This is a genomic window from Cohnella silvisoli (genome assembly GCF_021190915.1).
In the GTDB taxonomy this organism is placed as follows: Bacteria; Bacillota; Bacilli; order Paenibacillales; family Paenibacillaceae; genus Cohnella; species Cohnella silvisoli.
Map to the genome: position 1 here is coordinate 148,389 of NZ_JAIOAP010000017.1, position 18,643 is coordinate 167,031.

The window sequence follows — 18,643 nt, forward strand, 5'->3', positions numbered from 1 at the left end:
GCAGTGCCGCATAAAAAAAAGCTCACGATTGACGTGAACTTCATCATGTTCATTTAATACGAAGCCGTAAGGGGTTGAGCGTAATGAAGTCTTTAAGCATTCTCGGACGACATTTTTTCCATTTCCATGCGTTCCTATCTACTTTTTCGATTTCCAGCCTATGCTGTCTTACTTTTTCCTCAAGAAAGAAAGTGTGCTCTAACATAAGTTGCTAATCCCTCCTCCGTCTGTTTGAGTTCCTGTAATCATTATAAAAAAAGAAGTATGACAGCTGTCTGTCATACTTCCGAGTATTTATTTAACATTTTCTCGATTTTATTTTTAAGCAGCTTCTTTAACATAAGCGGTTCTTGAATGACCGCTTCTTCGCCAAAACCTAAGATCGTTGCCAACAACCAGTCGGCATCCGTTGGATTAAACATCGCTTTGATCGTAAGAGTGCCGTCTTCATTAAAATGTTTATTTTCCGCGTAAAATATATCCAATGCTCTTGCTAATGAAGCTCCCGAGAAATGAAGAACTGCGCTCTCGATGTCTTGTTCTTGATTGTTATCCGACCAGAAGTTTATCGGGGCCTCAGCATGACTTCTCGTTGATCGTTCCCGCAGGGTAACCAAATCGGTTATTCTCGAAAGCTTGAATACTCGATAGTCCTCACGGGCTCTGCAATAACCTTGCAAATACCAAGAGTAATACTTGAAATGGAGGCTCACGGGTTCTACGATTCGAGTCATTTTATCGCTTTTAGAATTGATGTATTCCATACGAACGACAGTGCCATCGTTAATCGCCGTTCGCAGCGTATATAGTATATCGTTGTTAGCTCTCCAGCTTCCGAAATCCATTGTTAGCGCGGGATTCCGTTCTTCGGGTTGAATCGTCCGAAGCCTGTCGATGGTCTCTTCTGCCCGATTGTCCTTGAATACGGTTGACGTGCTATGAAGAAGAGTGATCAAGGATTGAATATCTTCTGAACGGAGTAAACTCTTATCCATCTTGTATTGTTCGATAATACCGAACCCGCCGTTAACGCCTTGATAGGACACGACGGGAATACCGGCAGCGCCTATTGCTTCGATATCCCGATAAATCGTTCGCTGGGAAACCTGATATTTATTAGCAAGATCCGAAGCGGAAATTACCTCATTGTTCAGCAAAGCATAAGTAATGGAAATGAGCCGTTCCAATTTCAATGCCATCACTCCAATTAGAATTATCTACATATGAGCAGCGCTGGATTGAGGTTTCTTCGCGGATTCAAGCCTGCCCGCACCAACGAACATCGCCGTAATCAAACCAATACCGCCGACGCAAATGCTAAGGATAAAGCCGTGATTAATTGCGGTTCCCAGTGACTCTTGTAGAAACTGGCGAATAGGGGGATCGATTTTATCCGCCGCTCGCATTAACAGCTCCGGATTAGCTAACGTGTTTATTTTATCCGCAGGAATTCCGACTTTGGCAGCACCATCCGATATTAACGTATTCAAGTTGTTATTGACGATCGTTGCCATAATGGATGCCCCCATTACGCCGCCTATGCTTCGCCAGAAGCCAACGATGGAGGAGCTAACGCCCATATATTTCGGATCGACGTTCGCGGCGATTGAGCTCTGAGCCACGCTCATCAATGGTCCTACTGCGCCAAAGCCAAGCAATATCATCAGTACGATCATATACCCGCTTGAAGCGTCGCTGCTAACAATGGAAAGCAAAGAAGCAACGATAATGGACATAAGCATACTAAACAACATCAACGTGCGAAAAGCAAATTTAGATTGCAAGAAACCGAAAGCCATCGCCCCAGCAATTAATGATGCCATCATCGGCGTTAAGATTCCATTGGAGTTGGAATGTCCTAGTACGCCAACCGTAAAGCTAGGCAAGTATGTAATCGCCGAGAACATGAGCACTCCTTGGCAGAAGCAAATAATGCTTGTTCCTAAAACCATCTTATTCTTAAATATGCCAAGCGGAAGAACCGGTTCGGATGCGCGAAGTTCGACTAGGATGAACAAAGTACCGACTATGGCAGCTGTAGCGAACAGGCTAATTTCCTGCCATGAGCTCCAAGCGTAATCTTTGCCGCCCCACTCCAGCGCGAGCATTAAAGAAACGGTTGTAATGATGAGGAAAATCGTACCCAAATAATCGATTTTCGGTTTACGTTCCGAACGGGTTTCCTTCAAAGCGATCATCAAGATGATCATCGAAGCTAAACCGATCGGCACATTGACGTAGAAATTCCATCTCCAGCCCAAATGTTCAGCAATGAAACTGCCTAATTGCGGCCCCGCAACGGATGATAAGCCGAATATCGCTCCGAATACGCCGGACATCTTGGCCGCATCCTTCGGATCGTTGAAGATCGTATAAATGATCGTGAAGCTGATCGGAAACAAGGCACCGGATCCGATCCCTTGAATTGCACGAAACCAAATGAGCTGATCGACGTTCTGGGCAACCCCGCATAAAGCCGAACCGACGAGAAACATCCCGATTCCGATCATATAAAACAGCTTCCTTCCGAATAAATCGGACATTTTCCCGAATACCAGCATCGTACTTGTAGCCGCCAGCATATAGGCCGTGAATACCCAGCTGACTTTATCAAAAACGTTAAAATCCTCGCTTAATTTGTTAATGCATGAAGCGACGATCGTATTATCCAGAGATGACATCAATAATCCAAGTGCCATCGCAACGATAATAAGACCTTTTTTCGAACTTGATCCGGCCATTCTAATTCCTCTCCCCTTGTTCTAATTGTCTGATGCTTGCCAATCCCTCTTCGATTACTTCCAGCTTAGAGCTATAAGCTTTTATCCCCATCCGAATGCATATGATCTGTGTCGGTTGCATTTGGTCCTTATAGAGAGAATACTTCTTATTTATCTCATCTAACTGCTTTTGCGCATCTTGTTGTGCATCCAGCAACCATTCGATCACCTTGCCATACCCGACAAACTGGCCAAAATATAGCCTCATCAGAAAATCCGATTTGACGGATTCCGATTCCATGGGACTTTGCAAATAGCTGTTAAACTGTCCTTTGCCGATGTCCGTTATTGTATATACGTTTTTATTCGGCTTACCTTCCTGGACTATGTTTTCCTTCGTTATCAGCTTCTCCTTCTCCATCCGGCTCAGCATGGGATAAATCGTGCCATAGCTTGAGCTATAGAAATGAGAAAATAAATTCTCCAATAATTGTTTGATCTCGTAACCCGTCAACGAACGCTTCATAAGCATGCCTAGAATAACGTCCTGGCTGTTCAATGAGTGACCTCCTTATTGTTTTTCGGCTTTAATATATCAAATCAATATATATCGAGTCAATATATAAACCACAACCTATTCTCTGGCACAAAAAAACGGATCTGGTCGCAAATATCGCAACAGAGCCGTTCTTTGATTATTTGAGATGGACGCTTATCGAAAAAACCGGTTACGAAGAGGCTGTGTGATTTGTTGGCGGCCGATTTCTACTAAGAAATGGTTCAAAATTTCCCGGTTTATTTTAGGGAGTACTTTCTTTCAATCTGGACACTCTATATCATAGTTGTGCAGAAACCAACTCATGGATGATTTAACATGGAGTGTGACGATAAAATGACTACCTCTAACATAAACGGATACTTGATGCATTATATCGATCACGGAATAGGAACCGCCATCCTCTTTATTCATCCTCCGGTACTTACAAGCTTAAATTTCATATACCAAATCCAAGGGCTGTCGTCTCTTTTTCGAACCATTGCTTTTGATATCAGAGGACACGGCAAGAGCCAGTCTTCCAAACAAGCGATTACTTATCCTTTAATCGTTCAGGATATCAAACGGTTGATAGACCAGTTAAGCATCGAAAAAATATTCTTGTGCGGATATTCTACTGGGGGTTCGGTTGTGTTTGAGTTTCTCTTGACTCATCCCGATCGGGCATTGGGAGGTATCGTTATCGGTGGAATGTCGGAAGTGAACGAATGGCGCCTAAGAAACAAAATATTTTTGGGCGCTGTTTTCTCCAAAATCGGAGCAGTCGGCTCGATCGCGTTTTCCAATGCCTGGACACAAGCTGAAAATATTTCTTTGTTCCTTGAGTTATTCAACGATGCGAAAAAAGGAAATGCCAGAAATGCGGAGCAGTATTACCGATACAGCTTGAATTATAACTGTACAGCGCAGCTCAGGGAAATCCATCTTCCCGTCCTGCTCGTTTATGGGGAAAAGGACAAACACTTCCATCCTTACGCCAAAATGTTGCAGCAACGATTGCCGCAGAGTGAGCTGATTTTCATTAAAAATGTTGATCACCGGATTCCCACGAAAGCCCCCGGACCATTGAACGAACAGATCAACCAGTTCGTACGCCGTTTCACACACTGACCACCGGCAAGAGCGAACTATTCGAGACTGGCTTCTCTTCCGGTTTTACTCCTGCCCCCCTAACCGATCATACTCCTCTCTCGCCTGCTCGACACGCGAATAATTGGACATCGTCCATTGCTTCAGCTCTCTCATAGGTGCAATTAACGTTTCACCGAGCGGTGTCAGACAATAATCGACGACCGGCGGTATGGATGGGATGACTTCCCGTCTGACTAATCCGTCCCTTTCCAGATGTCGAAGCGTTTGGGTGAGCATTTTCTGCGAAATTCCTTCAATCCGCCTTCTAATTTCCCCGTACCTCAAACTTCCGTCTTCCAAAGCGTAGAAAACGAGTCCCGCCCACTTATTTGAAATAATTTCAAACACCCTGCTATAACCGCAAGCCTGAATCGAGATGTCTGGGCGTATTTTTTGCATCGGATCTGTCATTTCTTGTCCTCCTTGCGCACCTTTTGGTTCCCTATGAACCTAAAAGTGCCTACTTACTTAAATTTAGTTCATATATTAATGTATGTCTATACCCATTTGAAGGAGAGATCAACTATGAAGGCATATGAAATTCAAGGCGGATTCGGACTTGATCACGTGACGGCAGCTGAACGTCCGATACCGGTTCCCGGCCATAACGAAGTCCTTATCAAAATGCGGGCGGTTTCGCTTAATTCACGCGATCTGGGCGTGATCAACGGGTTCTATGACCCGAATCTGAAAATGCCGCTCATTCCGGTTTCCGATGGAGTCGGCGAAATTGTTGCTTTAGGGGATGCAGCGTCCAAGTTCAAGTTGGGTGATCGTGTGAGCGGTATTTTTACCCAAAGTTGGATCTCCGGCGATCCAACGAAAGAGAATTGGGTGAGCACGTTGGGATACCCATTAGATGGACTTCTCGCCGAATATGTCGTATTGAACGAGACAGGTTTGGTTCTTGTTCCCGAGCATCTAACGGATGAAGAAGCGGCTGCGCTCCCTTGCGCGGGCGTGACCCCTTGGCACGCAATCGTCGAGGAAGGCAACGTCCAAGCCGACGATACTGTCGTCGTGCAAGGAACCGGCGGCGTCTCCCTATTCGCACTTCAATTCGCTAAACTCCGCGGCGCAAAGGTCATCGTAACATCGAGCAGCGACGAGAAGCTAGCACGGGCGACATCTCTAGGTGCAGACTTCACTGTCAATTATAAACGAATACCCGATTGGGACAAGGCCGTTCTTGAGTGGACCCATGGCCGCGGAGCCGATCATATCGTCGATCTTGGCGGCTCGTCAACGCTTAACCGGTCGATCTCGGCTTTACGGGTAGGCGGGCACATCAGCATGATCGGTATTCTATCGGGCGCCAATGTGGAAGGTTTCAATATCGTTCCCGCCATACTAAGAAAAGCACGGCTTCAAGCCATCAACGTAGGCAGCCGCGAAATGTTTGAAACGATGAACCGCGCTATCGAACAGAACGAGCTTCACCCGGTCGTCGACCGCGTTTTCCCGTTCGAAGACGCTGTCGATGCGCTTCGTTACATGGCGAATGGCGCGCATTTCGGGAAGATCTGCATTAAATTCTAAGAAATGAGTGTAAGAAATAATAAAGAATTATACTAGGCTCTCTATTAAGCTAAACGGGCAGTAAAGCATGGTATTATAGAGTAACCGTATAGAAAACAGGAGAACTGGTGCTTATGATTGAGAAAATAAGGATATGGGCTAAACTGCTAAAAAGAAAGGTCTTTGTCCTTTATTTTGCATATAAGGATAATCGCACTCCTTGGTATGCCAAAGTATTTGCCGTATGTGTTGTGGCCTATGCCTTCAGCCCAATTGATTTGATTCCAGATTTTATCCCCCTATTAGGATATCTGGATGATGTGATACTAGTTCCACTCGGCGTTGCGTTAGCATTGAAAATGATGCCTAAAGCAGTAATTCAGGAGTGTATAGTAAAAGCCGAAGACCGATTAAAGAATGGAAAACCGAAAAATTGGCTTGTCGGAAGTTTAATTATTTTGGTATGGATAATGGCTTTCCTATGGATATCATTTGCCGCATATCGTTATATGTTCTACTAACGGCACGAGCGATAATTGACCGGATAGATAATACGAAGGGGTTGCCCCTCCGGTCTTCTCAGACCTTGCGGGACAACCCCTATTCATTCATATATGCCCTGTCACCTTGATGATATTCTCTTTCAGACACATTAACGAATCGACGTAATGCTGTGGAATTTTCCCCCGCTTATCCGGGCCTACGTCAAGCAGCAGATTAGTTTTTCTGGCACGTGCCACCAAATACATTCCGAGCAATTCTTCATCGCTTCTTGGCGCATCGCCATCGACATAAAACCATTCCCACCCAATCGGGTCGCAAACTTCCCCTGGCATATAGCACCTTTTGCCTTCTATTTCCTTCCATGGATCATAACCGTTATGGCTATTCGGTAGAAATCTCTCAATGGCCATAATATCCGTCGGCCAAGCTCTTATGACGCTGAATTCGGAGCCGTCGCCAATTCCGTGATTCATCATAATGATGGCGTCCGGCTGCAAAGCCGCAATTCGATCGTAAAGCTTATGGCGGTACCCGCGCGGCAAAATCATGGGAATATCGATCCACACTTCGCCAATCGGCCCGTACCGGGTAAGCAGTTCATCGATTTGCTGCGACTGAAATTGCTGATATTCCTCTGTCGTATATGCATCCTTTCCATCCGTATGAGAAGGAGTCAAGGATCCGAACAAATGGTGATTGTCATAAGAGCAATAGTACAACCCTGGCATGATATCATACTTCTTGCATGCCTTGACGAATTCACCCACGACATCCGTCGGATTACCGCTTGTGCCGACATGGTAATCCGTATATTTTGACGGCCACAAACAATGTCCGGACACGTGTTTCGTTGTCAGTACCGCATATTTCATCCCCGCTTCCTTAGCCACGCGAATCCATTGATCTACATCGAGTTCATCCGGGGCATACATCGTCGACGGTTGAAGCCCCGAGGACAGCTCTTCTCCGTCGAAAGTACTCATTCCGAAATGAATGAACATCCCATAACCTAAAGCTTCCCACTTTTGCAGTTGCTGCAGGCTTAATCGCTGGTTTCCTTCCATGGTTGAACTCCCTTCTTCCGCTACATTTTAATCGAACCGGAAGCCAGACCTTCCACGAATTGCTTGCTCGCGAACATGAACAGAACGATCAACGGAATGGATGCAATGACATAACCGGCAAAAAGCGGACCCCAATTCGTGGTGAACATCTGCTGGAACGTCGTCAGCCCGAGCGTAAGCGGCATTTTGCTCTCGTCGCTGATGACCATCAATGGCCAAATGTAATCGTTCCACGTATTGAGTACATTAAGCACGCCAAGCGTCGCAATGATCGCTTTCGACAGCGGAAGCACGATCGAGAATAGGATTCTGAGCTCATCGGCGCCATCCACCCTCGCCGCTTCGAACATCTCTTCCGGCAGAGAGGAGAAGAAGGAACGCAGGACGAAAATACAGAATACTTGCCCGCCCGCGATGTACGGTCCCCATAGTCCAAGCCAGCTGTCTAGAAACTTTAGATCGATAATGAGGCTGAATAAAGGAACGAGCGTCAAGGTAAACGGAATCATTAGAAGCGCGATGATGAGATAATAAATTTTCTCCTTCAGGAAAAACTTCATCCGGGCCATCGGGTACGCCGCCAGGCACGATACCGCCAGAACGGCAACGACCGTTACGCCGCTGACGACGAAGCTGTTCCAGATGTACAACCGGATAACCTGCCACGCAGCCGAATAATTCGCGAAATGAAACGGAAACGTGATCGCCCAACGATGCAGGTTAAACTGGGATGAATCTTTGAACGACAAATTCACCAGAATGAAGAAAGGTATGATCGTCAATAAACCGATAAACAGGATGCCGCCGTGCGTAAATAGGGAACGAAGCCGGATATAATTCGTCAAATCGGTTCCCTCCTTTCTGTATTATTCACTGCCGTATTCCATGGAAGAACGGAGGTATTTGTTGTTGACCAGCGTCAAAGCGAAAATCAGCATAAACAGCACCACGCCGATCGCGCAGGCGAAGCCGAAACGGTTGTTGCTCATCGCTTCCTGATACATGACGAGCCCTGGAACGGTTGTTGAATAACCGGGACCGCCGCCCGTCAGCACGAGCTGGGTTTGGAACGTCTGCAGCGTGCCGATGATCGTTAGGATCAGAATCAGCTTCACCTGGGACAGCACCAGCGGAAATTCGATCGAAATCAGTTTGCGGAAGCCGCCTGCGCCGTCAACCGTTGCCGCTTCGACAATGGAGCGGGGAATATTTTGAAAACCGGCCAGGTAGATCAGCATCGCGACTCCGTCCACCCATGGAAACCCGATCAGCATGATCGAGATGAGCGCCGTTTCCGGGCTTCCCAGCCAGATCGGCTGGCTGCTCTCGGGTACGCCGATGGCGGACAATATCGCGTTGATCAAACCGACGTCGGGGTTCAATATAAATTGCCACAACAGAAGAATGACCATCAAGGGAATGACGAGCGGAAAGACGAACAACAACCGATATATATTTTGCAGCCTGGGACTTCTGACCTTGTAAATGAGAAAAGCGACGATAAGCGGAACGGTAATGGCCGTAAGTACGCGGACGAGCGCCAGCCAGAACAGGTTCAAGAACGCTTGGGAAAATACGGCTGTGGAGAACATCTCGGCGAAATTTTGCAGTTCGATAAATTTAGGCGTCGTGAATCCATTCCAATTGGTAAACGAATATACGAACGCAGAAAGAGCGGGATAATAGTTAAATACGAGAATCATGACAACCGTCGGCAGCAGAAACAAATAGGCGACGAGGTTGTTGTGCTTCCTATTGACGCGCGGAGCCTTAACAGGAACGGGTACCGGCTTGACGGTCAGATCGGCGCTGTTATACGACATGGTGTAACCTCCTTTAGCGAACAGGGAAAGGGGAATTCCCCTCTCCCTGTTACCGGCAAATTATTCGCCTTGCTGCTCGATGATTTCTTTTGCCCCTTGCTGGTAGAACTGTTTGATTTGGTTCAGGAACTCATCCAGACTTAATTGATCCGTCAAGTACAGGGAGAACGCGCTGTCGAACTTGTCGCCGAACGCTTTGCCCAGGTAAGCGTTGTAATGCTGAATGACGATGATCGGGAGATCTTCGTGGAACACCTCGTGTCCCGTCGGCGCTTCGGCGCCGTCAATATTCGGCTCGGACTCGGTTTCCTTATCGAGAGCCGAGATGTTTGCCGGCTTGCTCAGGAACATCAGATAATCCATGACCGCCTCGACCTTATCCGGATCCTCTTTCTGCAGGTAACCCGGAATAATCCATTGGCCCGGACCCCAAGGTCCGTAAATTTTGGCGCCCGTTTCCAACGACAGCGAAGCCGATTCCTTCGTAATCGTCGGGAAGTTGAACGAGCCGTAATCAAACGGAAGTTTCATCGCTTTCAGCTCGGAGATGGTCCAGCTTCCGCCGAACATCATCGCCGCTTTGCCGGATGCGAACATTTCATTCTTGTCGTATTTGCCGGCAAACCCTTTCGGCCAATATTGGGACCATTCTTTGAAGAGCGTAAACTCCTGTTTGCGGATTTCGGTATTCGGAAGCTTCCCCGCTTGCGTCGCTTTGGCGATTTCAAGCGGATCCACGCGGTTATTCTTGTTCGTGTCCAGATCGGCGATGTTACCGATCAGGAATTGGTTGTGAATCAAAGCGTCGGACCATTGCGGGTCGCAGCAGCCTTTGTTGACAATGTTGAAGGCGAAAGGCGTAACGCCGGATTGTTTGATTTTCGCGGAAATGTCCATAAACTCTTTCCATGTTTTCGGAGTTTGAAGATTCAGACTCTCGAATATTTTTTTGTTGTAGAAAATCGCCACGCCCACGCCATCGGCCGGAATATCGTACAGCTTGCCGTCCGGCGCGCGCACGGAGTCAAGAATGCCGGGCACGAACGTCGATTCCCAAACCTTGTTCTCGTTATAAGGATTTTCTTTCTTCAACCATTCGTCGACCGGGAGGAACCAGCCCTTCTTGTAATTGTTCCACGTGTCCTCGAAGTTCGCCCAGAAAATGTCCGGCGCGTCCTCCGCCATCATTCTTGCCTGCAGCCAGGCGTTGCGGTCCTGGTTCGCCGGCACCTTCACCAACTCTATCTTCACGTTCGGGTGCAACTCCATATATTCCTTGTTTAGCTCGTCCAACACTTTCTTTTCCGTTGGATCGGTTGCGTCGGGCTTCTTCGGAAGATGGCCTTGCGGATCGAACTTGATCGTGACTTGTTTTTTACTCTCCTCGGGCTTGGCTCCTTCTTCATTCGTGGAAGCTCCGTTTCCGGAGTTGCCTTTATTTCCATTCCCGGAACAAGCAGCGACCACCAAAGACAGCATTAGTAAAACGCTTACAAAACCAGCAAGTCTTTTTCTCAATGTCTACACCCCTTCTCATGTGATATTCCGTCAGGCATCGCCGATGCCCTATATTCATTGTAGTCGGCGACGTAGTAGAAAAGGAATTATGCCAGTTTACATTTCTGTGTTCTAATTGACCATTTTAGGACGGCGTGATGGAATCCCGGTATTCGGACGGGCTGACGCCGACCGTTCGTTTGAACGCCTGGCTGAAATGGGACGGATCCTTGAACCCCACCTCGTAGGCGATTTCGAACGTTTTGATTTCGGCCTGTTTCATCATTTCCTTCGCTTTCTCGATCCGGTATTGGCAAAGCAAATCCCGGAAATTGACGCCTGTCTCTTTCTTGATTAGACGGGAAAGATAAGAATGGTTGATATGGAGATGGCCGGATAACGAAACAAGCGTGACGTCTTCCGTGCAATGCTTGTCAAGAAAGTCTTTCACACGTTTGATGATCGACGGAGTTCCCGTATTGGCATGTCGTGCGATCTCCTCGGCCAAATCTTGCAAATACCGGGAAAGAAACTGCAGCAAATCCGATAAAATGCTGTAACCGAATACTTTCCTCTGGGTTTCGATCCTTGTTTCATCCGGAACGGGAATATGAAGCTCATCCCTCATTCGGTCGGCTCGGCTTAAAATTTCGGTGGCGTATTGCTGAATGACGTTTTTGTTTAATCCCGCTGCGAGCATGTCCCGGTAAACCGTCCGAAGACAGGCCGATATTTGCTCGCTGTCACCGCGTCTGACATGTATCATCAACTCGTTCAGTATTTTCTCTTCTTTGTGGACCCGGCCTTTCTCCAAATTCTCGAGCACGTCATAGGAAATGATCGAGCCTTTGCCTAGCAGCATTCTGTACTCCATACACTGCTTGCTTTGCCGAAACCCTTCGCGCAATTGCAGGATGGATGGCAACGGCTTGCTGATACCGATCGACAGACTGTGCCCTGCCAGCTCATGCATGGATGCCAGCAGAAGTTTGGCGATATTGATGCTTTCCGTGCCCAGCTCCGGTCCGAGGTCCTCCGCATCGAACAAAATGATATAAATGCCGCTCCGGTCAAGGTAAGTCCAATACTGATAAGGCTGATCCTTCAACCGATGATCGAGAATTTCCCGGAGCACGATAAGCGACAGCGGTTTCTCCGAAAGGTGCATCAGATCGGCATTGTCGATTTCGACGAGCATCACCTGAGTGCCAAGATGATCAACCTGATACGACTGCAGCTGCAGGTTCGGATCTTCAGTGTCCTTCTCCTCGGACAGCAGCATGGAAATAATTTTCTCTTGCCCGACCCGCTCGTCCTCGTTCATCCGCAGAACGCCTTGCTGCAGCAACTCCACCGAGTCGAGCATTTCCGGCACTTGGATCGGCTTCGTAATAAAATCGCACACCCCAAGCTTCATCGCCTGCTTGGCATATTCGAAATCGTGATAAGCCGAAATGAACATCACGTGAATATTCGGATAGGAGCGGCGAATGTTTTCTGCAAGCTCAATCCCGTCCATTATGGGCATTCGGATATCCGTGATGACGAGCTGCGGCTTGGCGACGGGGATCAATTCGAGCGCCTCCCTGCCGTTCGACGCTTCCCCGACAATCGTACACTGCAATCCGGCCCATTCCTCAAGACCGCCCAAGTGCTCACGGATCAACGCCTCATCGTCCACGATCATAATTTTCATTGCGCTTCCTCTCTTTCGCTTATCATGATCGGAATGCGAATCTGCACCACGGTTCCCCGCGGATTGCCCTGCCGGATCGAGATTCCGTATTTCGCGCTGTACAGAAGATGGAGCCGCGACTCGACGTTCTCAAGACCTGTCCCCAATCCCCGAGCAGCGCCGGACGGCTTAAGACCAAAGCCCGGACCGTTGTCCTCCACTTCCAGCACCAGGTCGAATTGATGCTCGTAAGCTCTGACGACGACTGTGCCCGGATGCTCCGATTGATCGATTCCGTGCTTGATCGCATTTTCGACGATCGGCTGGAGGATCAGCTTGGGCACCAGCACCGCATCAAGTCCCGCTTCGATATCAGTCGACCATTGCAGCTTGTCCTTGTATCGATACTTGTGCAGCTGCAAATAGGAGGACGCCAACTGAATTTCCGTCTCGAGCGGAACGTAATCATTTTTAGGCATGATCGAAGAACGCAAAATGCGCGACAGCATGTCGATCATTTTCGGAATTTCCGACGCCTCGTTTCCCCGTGCCATAATGCTGATAGATTCCAACGTATTATACAGAAAGTGCGGATTCAAATGCATTCTCACCACTTTTAAATCCGCTTCCTTCTTCAACAGCTCCACTTTATAAACCTGCTGGATCAAATATTTAATTTTCTCCATCAGACGGTTAAAGCTCAGGCACAGCTGGGCGATTTCATCTCTTGTCGTAATGCCGGTAATTTGAAAAAACTCTTCCCTTTCCGCCTTGCGCATCAGCCCGCTCAATCTAATAAGCGGTTTCGTAATGTGCTTCAGTATAATGAACGTCAGAAGAAATACGACAAGCCAGGCAGCAAGCGTGATGGCGATCGCATAGTAAGCCAACCCGACGATCTCCCGGTTCAAATCCTTCTTGGACAGGAAACTCGTATACGTAAAACCGGAATAATCGGAGCTTCGGCGGTTCACCACCATATCGTCGCCCACATGGGCCATGTTGAGTTTAGTTTTAATCTCTTTGGGGTTGTGCGAAGACAGTACAAGATTGTTGGCGTTGCTGACATAGAAATCGCCGTCGCTATATGAAGCGTATGTTTCGACGAATTTATCGGGCTTCAGCATGATCGCGATATAGCCGATCACCTGCTCCGTCTTGCTGTCCACGACTTTCAGGGCGGAGGTGATTCGTTTGTTGTCGGTAAAAAAACCCCATCCGATCGAGTTAAGATCGGCATTGCCCGCGATATAGGTCAACGCAAGGTAGCTTTCGACCTCCAGCGCATTAGGCACGGTGTAAACGTCTCCTTCGGTATTAAACACATATGCCGCATCGATCATGTCGTTTCTTTGCAGCACCGCCTGCAGTTCCCGCACAAGCTCCGTTTCCAGTTGGGTTCTCTCCTTGCGCGAGAGAGGGTAAGCGGCAGAATTGAAGTCGTTGTTCAAAATCCGATTGACAGCGTATTCATTTCTCAGCGTCAATGCTTGCTGCTCGAGCAGCTTCAGAATCCCGTCGATTTTATCGGCCGTCTCCACAAGCGTCTGGCTGCTGGTCCTGCGGATTTTCTCCTCCACGATGGCCGTGGTGCGGAAATAAAACAGACTGATGATCAGAATCAGCGGAATAACCGTCAGCAGCGAATAGATGATGATCATCTTGTAGAAAAGCTTGGAATTCACGCTTTGCCAAAATTTGTTCAACCACGACATAGGGTTGGCCTCCTTCCTGCTGTTTGCTGTCCTAGCATATTCGTTGTCGGGGTCGGGTTTTCCTTTAGGCAAAAAGAAGAAGCCGTTCCAATCACCGGATTGGAACGGCCCCTTCGTATACGATATGGCTTAACTGCGTCCCGTATAAATCAAGACGGCATCTCTGAGAAATGCGGCTACCCCAGTCTGGTCCTTATCATAGTAAGCGGTGAATCTTTCATCGTCGACATACATCTGGGCAACGCCGGCATGGGCTTCTTTAGTATAGCTGTCCCAATAAAAGCATAGCCATTGGCGGTGAAGATCCGCGGCCTTCTGGGCGAGCTCTCCTGCCGGGTCACCTGTGGCGAAAGCTTCAGCTAAGGCAGCGTGAATATCGGCGCCCAATTGTTCGAGTTCGGCATACTGCTTCTCGGTCATGCCTTTGATTTTATTGTTCGCTTTGTCAATCTGCTCGGCGCCGTATTTGGCTCGAATTTCATCGCCGTATTTTTTCTCGTTATCGTTGATCAATTTCTGTTTAAAACCTTCGAATTTTTGTTTGTCGCTCATGTTTAGAGTCCCCTCTCTTTGGGCCAACGTCAGATCGACATTGGCGATTAGCAAATCCATTTGTTCTCGTTTCTCGAGAAGCTTCGCGCGATGCTCCCTCAGTGCACGCTCAGCGTCAAAGGTCGGCGAGGTTATCAATTCCTTAATTTCCTCCAAGCTCACACCCAGCTCGCGGTAAAAAAGGATTTGCTGTAACCGATCAACCTCTTGCTGCCCGTAGATGCGATATCCGGATGAATTGATTCTCGCCGGCTTGAGAATGCCAATTTCATCGTAATATCGGAGCGTCCGGGTGCTGACGCCCGCCAGGAGCCCTAGTTTTTGCACCGTATATTCCATGTAAACTCCTCCTGACAAATCGATCGTACACCTTTACGTACCGTCAATGTCAACCCTAATCTTAAATTCCTTGCCTTCTTGCGGAAAGACAAAAAAACAGCTGACGGTTAGTCCGTTGGCTGTTTTTCCGAGCTTAAAGGATTAAATCTTTGTTATTTTAGAAGGGTTGTTCACTTTATAGATGATTTCCTTATTGAATTTCTTATCAACGATTTTTCCCTCGAACTCCATCATGTTCCCAAGCTCTAGCCCGAGTGCCTTAAGCGTATTGCTATAACCGCACCAAGCATCGCCGATGGCAAGCGGCGGATCGTTCAAGATCACCACTTCTTCAAAGAGCAGCACTTCATCGTCGTTATCCGAGAATGGATTCGGCTTCGTCGCAAACTCCTTTACTTTTGCCGAGAATTTAACTTTATCAACCGGCAGATCGATTTTCTCTTTCTGCTCTTTTTGTTTTTTCGGAGCCGGTTTTTCGGCCGATTTTTGTTTGCGCGCCGGAGGTGCCTCGGTTATGTCCGCTTCCGGTTCCGTGCTCAGAGAACTAATTCCTTCTGTCAACTCAACTTCCTCGCTAACTAGTTCTTTGCCGAAATTGCCGCTCTGCATTTCTTTCAGATAGGAAGGGTGGATGCAAGATAAATTTCCGTTCTCGAATTCAATGACAAGTAAGCATAATACTTTGTACTCCTGGTACCCTTTAATCGTTACCAAACTTTGAGTCGTCGAATTTTTGTGCCAAAATTGCTTCTTGGGAGCTTTGCCGAACAACCCCCAATTCCTACCTTTAACGGCGTAATCCTCGTCATCCTCGAACGTCCTATATTCATCCTGCGGAGGATAATAGTTAACACCGTTTTCTTTAGTCGCTTCCATTTAACCCACACATCCTTTTTCCGGATTAATCCTGAGCTGAAACTTTTTATTAGCTACGACACACCCACTCCTTGCCTATATCACAAAGTGTACTAGATAACGCGGTTAATTTCCATTCTTATGTGGTAGTGTCAATAACATTATTCTGTGGAGTTTCTCATCTTTTATTAATAATTGAGTGAATGACCATGGGACACCTGGTTCATTTTTATTAGAGGAAAATGGTGGGTTATTTAATTGTGTTATGGTTATTTAGGGATTCACCACCCCCCCAAAGAAATTATCGATCTACTAGGAGGGCACTTATGAATTTCATTACTAATAGTCGTTTCGGTAAAAGATTAGTCGCTGCTTGTTTGAGTCTTACATTGGTATTTTCCGCTGGCAGCATGCTTTTGAATGCCCCTTCGGCACATGCCGCATCAGCAACAACGACAGCGAATAAAATAATTGCAAAAGGAAAGCAGTTTCTAGGAGTTCCTTATCTGCATGGAGCAAGAACGGGCAGAACGACTGCTTTTGATTGTTCATCGTTGACTCAATATCTATATAAACCGTATGGAATCAATCTTCCCCGCACGTCTAGGGCGCAATCCAAAGTAGGCACTTATGTACCGAGAAGTCAATTGCGAGCTGGGGATTTGATATTCTCCGATACAAACCGGGATGGCGTCGTTAACCACGTAAGTATTTATATGGGTAACGGACAACTTCTACACACCTATCGGGTTGGAATCGGCGTAACGATATCCAAGTTTGCAGGCAGCGCTTGGGATCGAACTTATGTTACGGCTCGTCGTGTTATTCGTTAGAATGGACAAGCCATAATTAATAATCCGCAATAAGAGATAAAACCATTTATGACGCTTTGTCATAAATGGTTTTTTGCATACGCAGGTTGACCACAACTTGAACCTCTCCAGAAAGCCCGTATTAGGACTGAAAAGGACTAAAAAGGAAATACTACTCTTACTAAATTGATTTGGAGGGTTCAGATTTTGAACGTAAATGGAAGCACGCTATCGATTGTCGCTCTTGGCGGCGTGAACGAAATTGGCAAAAATATGTACGTTATTCAATATGCGGATGACATAATCGTTATCGATTGCGGCTCCAAATTCCCTGACGAAAGCCTGTTAGGTATCGATGTCATTATCCCTGATATTACCTATTTGCTTGATAATCAGGATAAAGTCCGAGCCTTGATTGTGACGCATGGACACGAAGACCATATCGGGGGCATCCCTTATATTTTAAAGCAATTGAATATGCCCATTTACGCGACACGATTAACACTAGGATTGATCGAAGGCAAATTAAAAGAACATGGCCTTCTTGGAAAAACGCAACTGAATCAAATCAACTCCGAGTCCAATTTGACGATGGGCAACATCTCTTTAACCTTCTTTAACACCAATCACAGCATCCCTGATTGCTTAGGAATTGCCTTTCATACGCCTGAAGGAACCGTCGTACATACGGGCGATTTCAAATTCGATCTAACGCCGGTTAACGAGCAATATCCGGATATACATAAGATGGCCGACCTTGGCAAAAATGGCGTTTTAGCTCTGATGTCCGAGAGTACGAATGCTGAGCGACCCGGCTTCACCCCCTCCGAACGGCTTGTAGGCGAGCATATCGAAGAAGCTTTTACCAAAGCTACGCACAAAATATTCGTCTCCACCTTCGCTTCCAACGTCCATCGGCTCCAGCAAGTAATCGATGCCGCCCAGAAGACAAACCGCAAGCTCGCGTTGCTCGGCAGAAGTATGGTCAATGTTGTGACCATTGCCTCGGATCTTGGCTATCTGAGAATCCCCGAAGGTATGCTGATCGAAGCTATGGATGTGAACAGATACCCATCTCATGAGATCGTTGTTCTATGTACCGGAAGTCAAGGCGAGCCGATGGCGGCCTTATCCCGATTGGCGAGTTCCAACCATAGGCAAGTAGAAATTTCGCGCGATGACACGGTTATTTTAGCTGCTACGCCAATTCCGGGCAACGAACGAAATGTCGCCCGCATCGTAGATAATCTATATGAGATGGGCGCGAAAGTCATTTATGGATCCGGTACGGTGACGGGCATGCATGTATCCGGGCATGCCAGCCAGGAAGAACTGAAATTAATGCTTACGCTAATGAAGCCCAAATACTTTATACCTATCCACGGCGAATTCCGGATGCTTCATCAACATCGCTTATTAGCGGAAGCCGTTGGCGTGGACAGGAATCATATTTTCATCGTTAAAAATGGGGATGTAGTCGACATCAGAAACCGGGAAGCACGTCAATCCCGGAAAATTCCGACGGGAAATACGCTCGTGGACGGCCTAGGTATCGGAGATGTTGGCAATGTCGTGTTGCGTGACCGCAGGCTTCTATCCGAAGACGGCATTCTTATCGTTGTCATCACGCTCAGCAGAGCGGAAGGCAAAATTCTATCCGGACCGGATACGATATCGCGCGGATTCGTATATGTTCGCGAATCGGAAGGGTTAATGGATGAAGTAAACCGCATAACGGTAACTGCCATCAACAAATTGCAGGAAGAGAACGTGAACCAATGGAACATCTATAAACAAACGATTAAAGAATCGATCGGCAAATATCTCTATGCTCAGACCAAAAGACGGCCCATGATTCTTCCGATTATCATTCAAATCTAAT

17 protein-coding genes are annotated in these 18,643 nt (G+C 47.2%); 5 read left to right on the forward strand and 12 right to left on the reverse strand.

What is annotated here, in order from left to right; genetic code table 11:
* Window positions 1–278: 278 nt before the first annotated feature.
* Genes K7P76_RS26560 through K7P76_RS26570 form a run of 3 tightly spaced genes read right to left on the reverse strand, consistent with a single transcriptional unit; the run spans window position 279 to window position 3,279 of the window.
* Window positions 279–1,193 (reverse strand): helix-turn-helix transcriptional regulator, encoded by a 915-nt coding sequence (locus K7P76_RS26560; protein WP_232189097.1) that lies wholly within the window; start codon window positions 1,191–1,193, stop codon window positions 279–281.
* Between the two features lie 24 nt (window positions 1,194–1,217).
* Entirely contained in the window at window positions 1,218–2,741 is a 1,524-nt protein-coding gene (locus K7P76_RS26565) for a DHA2 family efflux MFS transporter permease subunit (RefSeq protein WP_232189098.1), read from the reverse strand.
* A 1-nt stretch (window position 2,742) separates the two neighbouring features.
* Entirely contained in the window at window positions 2,743–3,279 is a 537-nt protein-coding gene (locus tag K7P76_RS26570; RefSeq protein ID WP_232189099.1) for a PadR family transcriptional regulator, read from the reverse strand.
* A 333-nt stretch (window positions 3,280–3,612) separates the two neighbouring features.
* On the opposite strand from K7P76_RS26570, the gene K7P76_RS26575 reads away from it, so the two are divergent.
* Window positions 3,613–4,386: an alpha/beta fold hydrolase gene (locus K7P76_RS26575; protein ID WP_232189100.1), complete on the forward strand. Its 774-nt coding sequence runs from the start codon at window positions 3,613–3,615 to the stop codon at window positions 4,384–4,386.
* Between the two features lie 45 nt (window positions 4,387–4,431).
* Here the strand turns inward: K7P76_RS26575 and K7P76_RS26580 are convergent, their stop codons facing one another.
* Entirely contained in the window at window positions 4,432–4,818 is a 387-nt protein-coding gene (locus K7P76_RS26580; RefSeq protein ID WP_232189101.1) for a winged helix-turn-helix transcriptional regulator, read from the reverse strand.
* A 114-nt stretch (window positions 4,819–4,932) separates the two neighbouring features.
* Between K7P76_RS26580 and K7P76_RS26585 the strand changes: the two genes are divergently transcribed.
* Together K7P76_RS26585 and K7P76_RS26590 are read left to right on the forward strand one after the other, a co-directional pair.
* Window positions 4,933–5,946 carry a zinc-dependent alcohol dehydrogenase family protein gene (locus tag K7P76_RS26585; RefSeq protein WP_232189102.1) on the forward strand — a complete coding sequence of 338 codons (1,014 nt, stop codon included), beginning with the start codon at window positions 4,933–4,935 and terminating at the stop codon, window positions 5,944–5,946.
* 113 nt (window positions 5,947–6,059) lie between these two features.
* Entirely contained in the window at window positions 6,060–6,446 is a 387-nt protein-coding gene (locus K7P76_RS26590; RefSeq protein ID WP_232189103.1) for a YkvA family protein, read from the forward strand.
* Window positions 6,447–6,533: 87 nt separating this feature from the next.
* Here the strand turns inward: K7P76_RS26590 and K7P76_RS26595 are convergent, their stop codons facing one another.
* The 8 genes from K7P76_RS26595 to K7P76_RS26630 form a co-directional block, all read right to left on the reverse strand.
* Window positions 6,534–7,493, reverse strand: a complete 960-nt coding sequence (locus K7P76_RS26595) for an alpha-L-fucosidase (protein WP_232189104.1) — start codon at window positions 7,491–7,493, stop codon at window positions 6,534–6,536.
* 20 nt (window positions 7,494–7,513) lie between these two features.
* Window positions 7,514–8,338: a carbohydrate ABC transporter permease gene (locus K7P76_RS26600; protein WP_232189105.1), complete on the reverse strand. Its 825-nt coding sequence runs from the start codon at window positions 8,336–8,338 to the stop codon at window positions 7,514–7,516.
* Window positions 8,339–8,359: 21 nt separating this feature from the next.
* On the reverse strand, window positions 8,360–9,316 hold the full coding sequence (locus tag K7P76_RS26605) for a carbohydrate ABC transporter permease (protein WP_232189106.1): 957 nt from the start codon (window positions 9,314–9,316) through the stop codon (window positions 8,360–8,362).
* Window positions 9,317–9,376: 60 nt separating this feature from the next.
* Window positions 9,377–10,834 (reverse strand): ABC transporter substrate-binding protein, encoded by a 1,458-nt coding sequence (locus K7P76_RS26610; protein ID WP_232189107.1) that lies wholly within the window; start codon window positions 10,832–10,834, stop codon window positions 9,377–9,379.
* 124 nt (window positions 10,835–10,958) lie between these two features.
* Window positions 10,959–12,509, reverse strand: a complete 1,551-nt coding sequence (locus K7P76_RS26615; RefSeq protein ID WP_232189108.1) for a response regulator transcription factor — start codon at window positions 12,507–12,509, stop codon at window positions 10,959–10,961.
* On the reverse strand, window positions 12,506–14,203 hold the full coding sequence (locus tag K7P76_RS26620) for a sensor histidine kinase (protein ID WP_232189109.1): 1,698 nt from the start codon (window positions 14,201–14,203) through the stop codon (window positions 12,506–12,508). The genes K7P76_RS26615 and K7P76_RS26620 overlap by 4 nt, the downstream gene beginning before the upstream one ends.
* Before the next feature lie 129 nt (window positions 14,204–14,332).
* Window positions 14,333–15,094, reverse strand: a complete 762-nt coding sequence (locus tag K7P76_RS26625; RefSeq protein ID WP_232189110.1) for a MerR family transcriptional regulator — start codon at window positions 15,092–15,094, stop codon at window positions 14,333–14,335.
* A 141-nt stretch (window positions 15,095–15,235) separates the two neighbouring features.
* A complete protein-coding gene (locus tag K7P76_RS26630) occupies window positions 15,236–15,970 on the reverse strand; it encodes a hypothetical protein (RefSeq protein ID WP_232189111.1) in 735 nt (244 codons plus the stop codon).
* A gap of 305 nt (window positions 15,971–16,275) precedes the next feature.
* Here K7P76_RS26630 and K7P76_RS26635 point away from each other — a divergent pair, with 305 nt between their 5' ends.
* Together K7P76_RS26635 and K7P76_RS26640 are read left to right on the forward strand one after the other, a co-directional pair.
* Entirely contained in the window at window positions 16,276–16,782 is a 507-nt protein-coding gene (locus tag K7P76_RS26635) for a C40 family peptidase (protein WP_232189112.1), read from the forward strand.
* A 186-nt stretch (window positions 16,783–16,968) separates the two neighbouring features.
* Entirely contained in the window at window positions 16,969–18,642 is a 1,674-nt protein-coding gene (locus K7P76_RS26640) for a ribonuclease J (protein ID WP_232189113.1), read from the forward strand.
* The last annotated feature ends 1 nt before the right edge of the window (window position 18,643 follow it).

Excerpts from the sequence above, each read along its gene's own strand:
- K7P76_RS26625 (WP_232189110.1), bottom strand. The coding sequence starts at position 15,094 with ATGGAATATACGGTGCAAAAACTAGGGCTCCTGGCGGGCGTCAGCACC.
- K7P76_RS26635 (WP_232189112.1), top strand. The coding sequence starts at position 16,276 with ATGAATTTCATTACTAATAGTCGTTTCGGTAAAAGATTAGTCGCTGCT.
- K7P76_RS26585 (WP_232189102.1), top strand. The coding sequence starts at position 4,933 with ATGAAGGCATATGAAATTCAAGGCGGATTCGGACTTGATCACGTGACG.
- K7P76_RS26595 (WP_232189104.1), bottom strand. The coding sequence starts at position 7,493 with ATGGAAGGAAACCAGCGATTAAGCCTGCAGCAACTGCAAAAGTGGGAA.
- K7P76_RS26630 (WP_232189111.1), bottom strand. The coding sequence starts at position 15,970 with ATGGAAGCGACTAAAGAAAACGGTGTTAACTATTATCCTCCGCAGGAT.
- K7P76_RS26590 (WP_232189103.1), top strand. The coding sequence starts at position 6,060 with ATGATTGAGAAAATAAGGATATGGGCTAAACTGCTAAAAAGAAAGGTC.
- K7P76_RS26615 (WP_232189108.1), bottom strand. The coding sequence starts at position 12,509 with ATGAAAATTATGATCGTGGACGATGAGGCGTTGATCCGTGAGCACTTG.
- K7P76_RS26620 (WP_232189109.1), bottom strand. The coding sequence starts at position 14,203 with ATGTCGTGGTTGAACAAATTTTGGCAAAGCGTGAATTCCAAGCTTTTC.
- K7P76_RS26605 (WP_232189106.1), bottom strand. The coding sequence starts at position 9,316 with ATGTCGTATAACAGCGCCGATCTGACCGTCAAGCCGGTACCCGTTCCT.
- K7P76_RS26575 (WP_232189100.1), top strand. The coding sequence starts at position 3,613 with ATGACTACCTCTAACATAAACGGATACTTGATGCATTATATCGATCAC.
- K7P76_RS26565 (WP_232189098.1), bottom strand. The coding sequence starts at position 2,741 with ATGGCCGGATCAAGTTCGAAAAAAGGTCTTATTATCGTTGCGATGGCA.
- K7P76_RS26580 (WP_232189101.1), bottom strand. The coding sequence starts at position 4,818 with ATGACAGATCCGATGCAAAAAATACGCCCAGACATCTCGATTCAGGCT.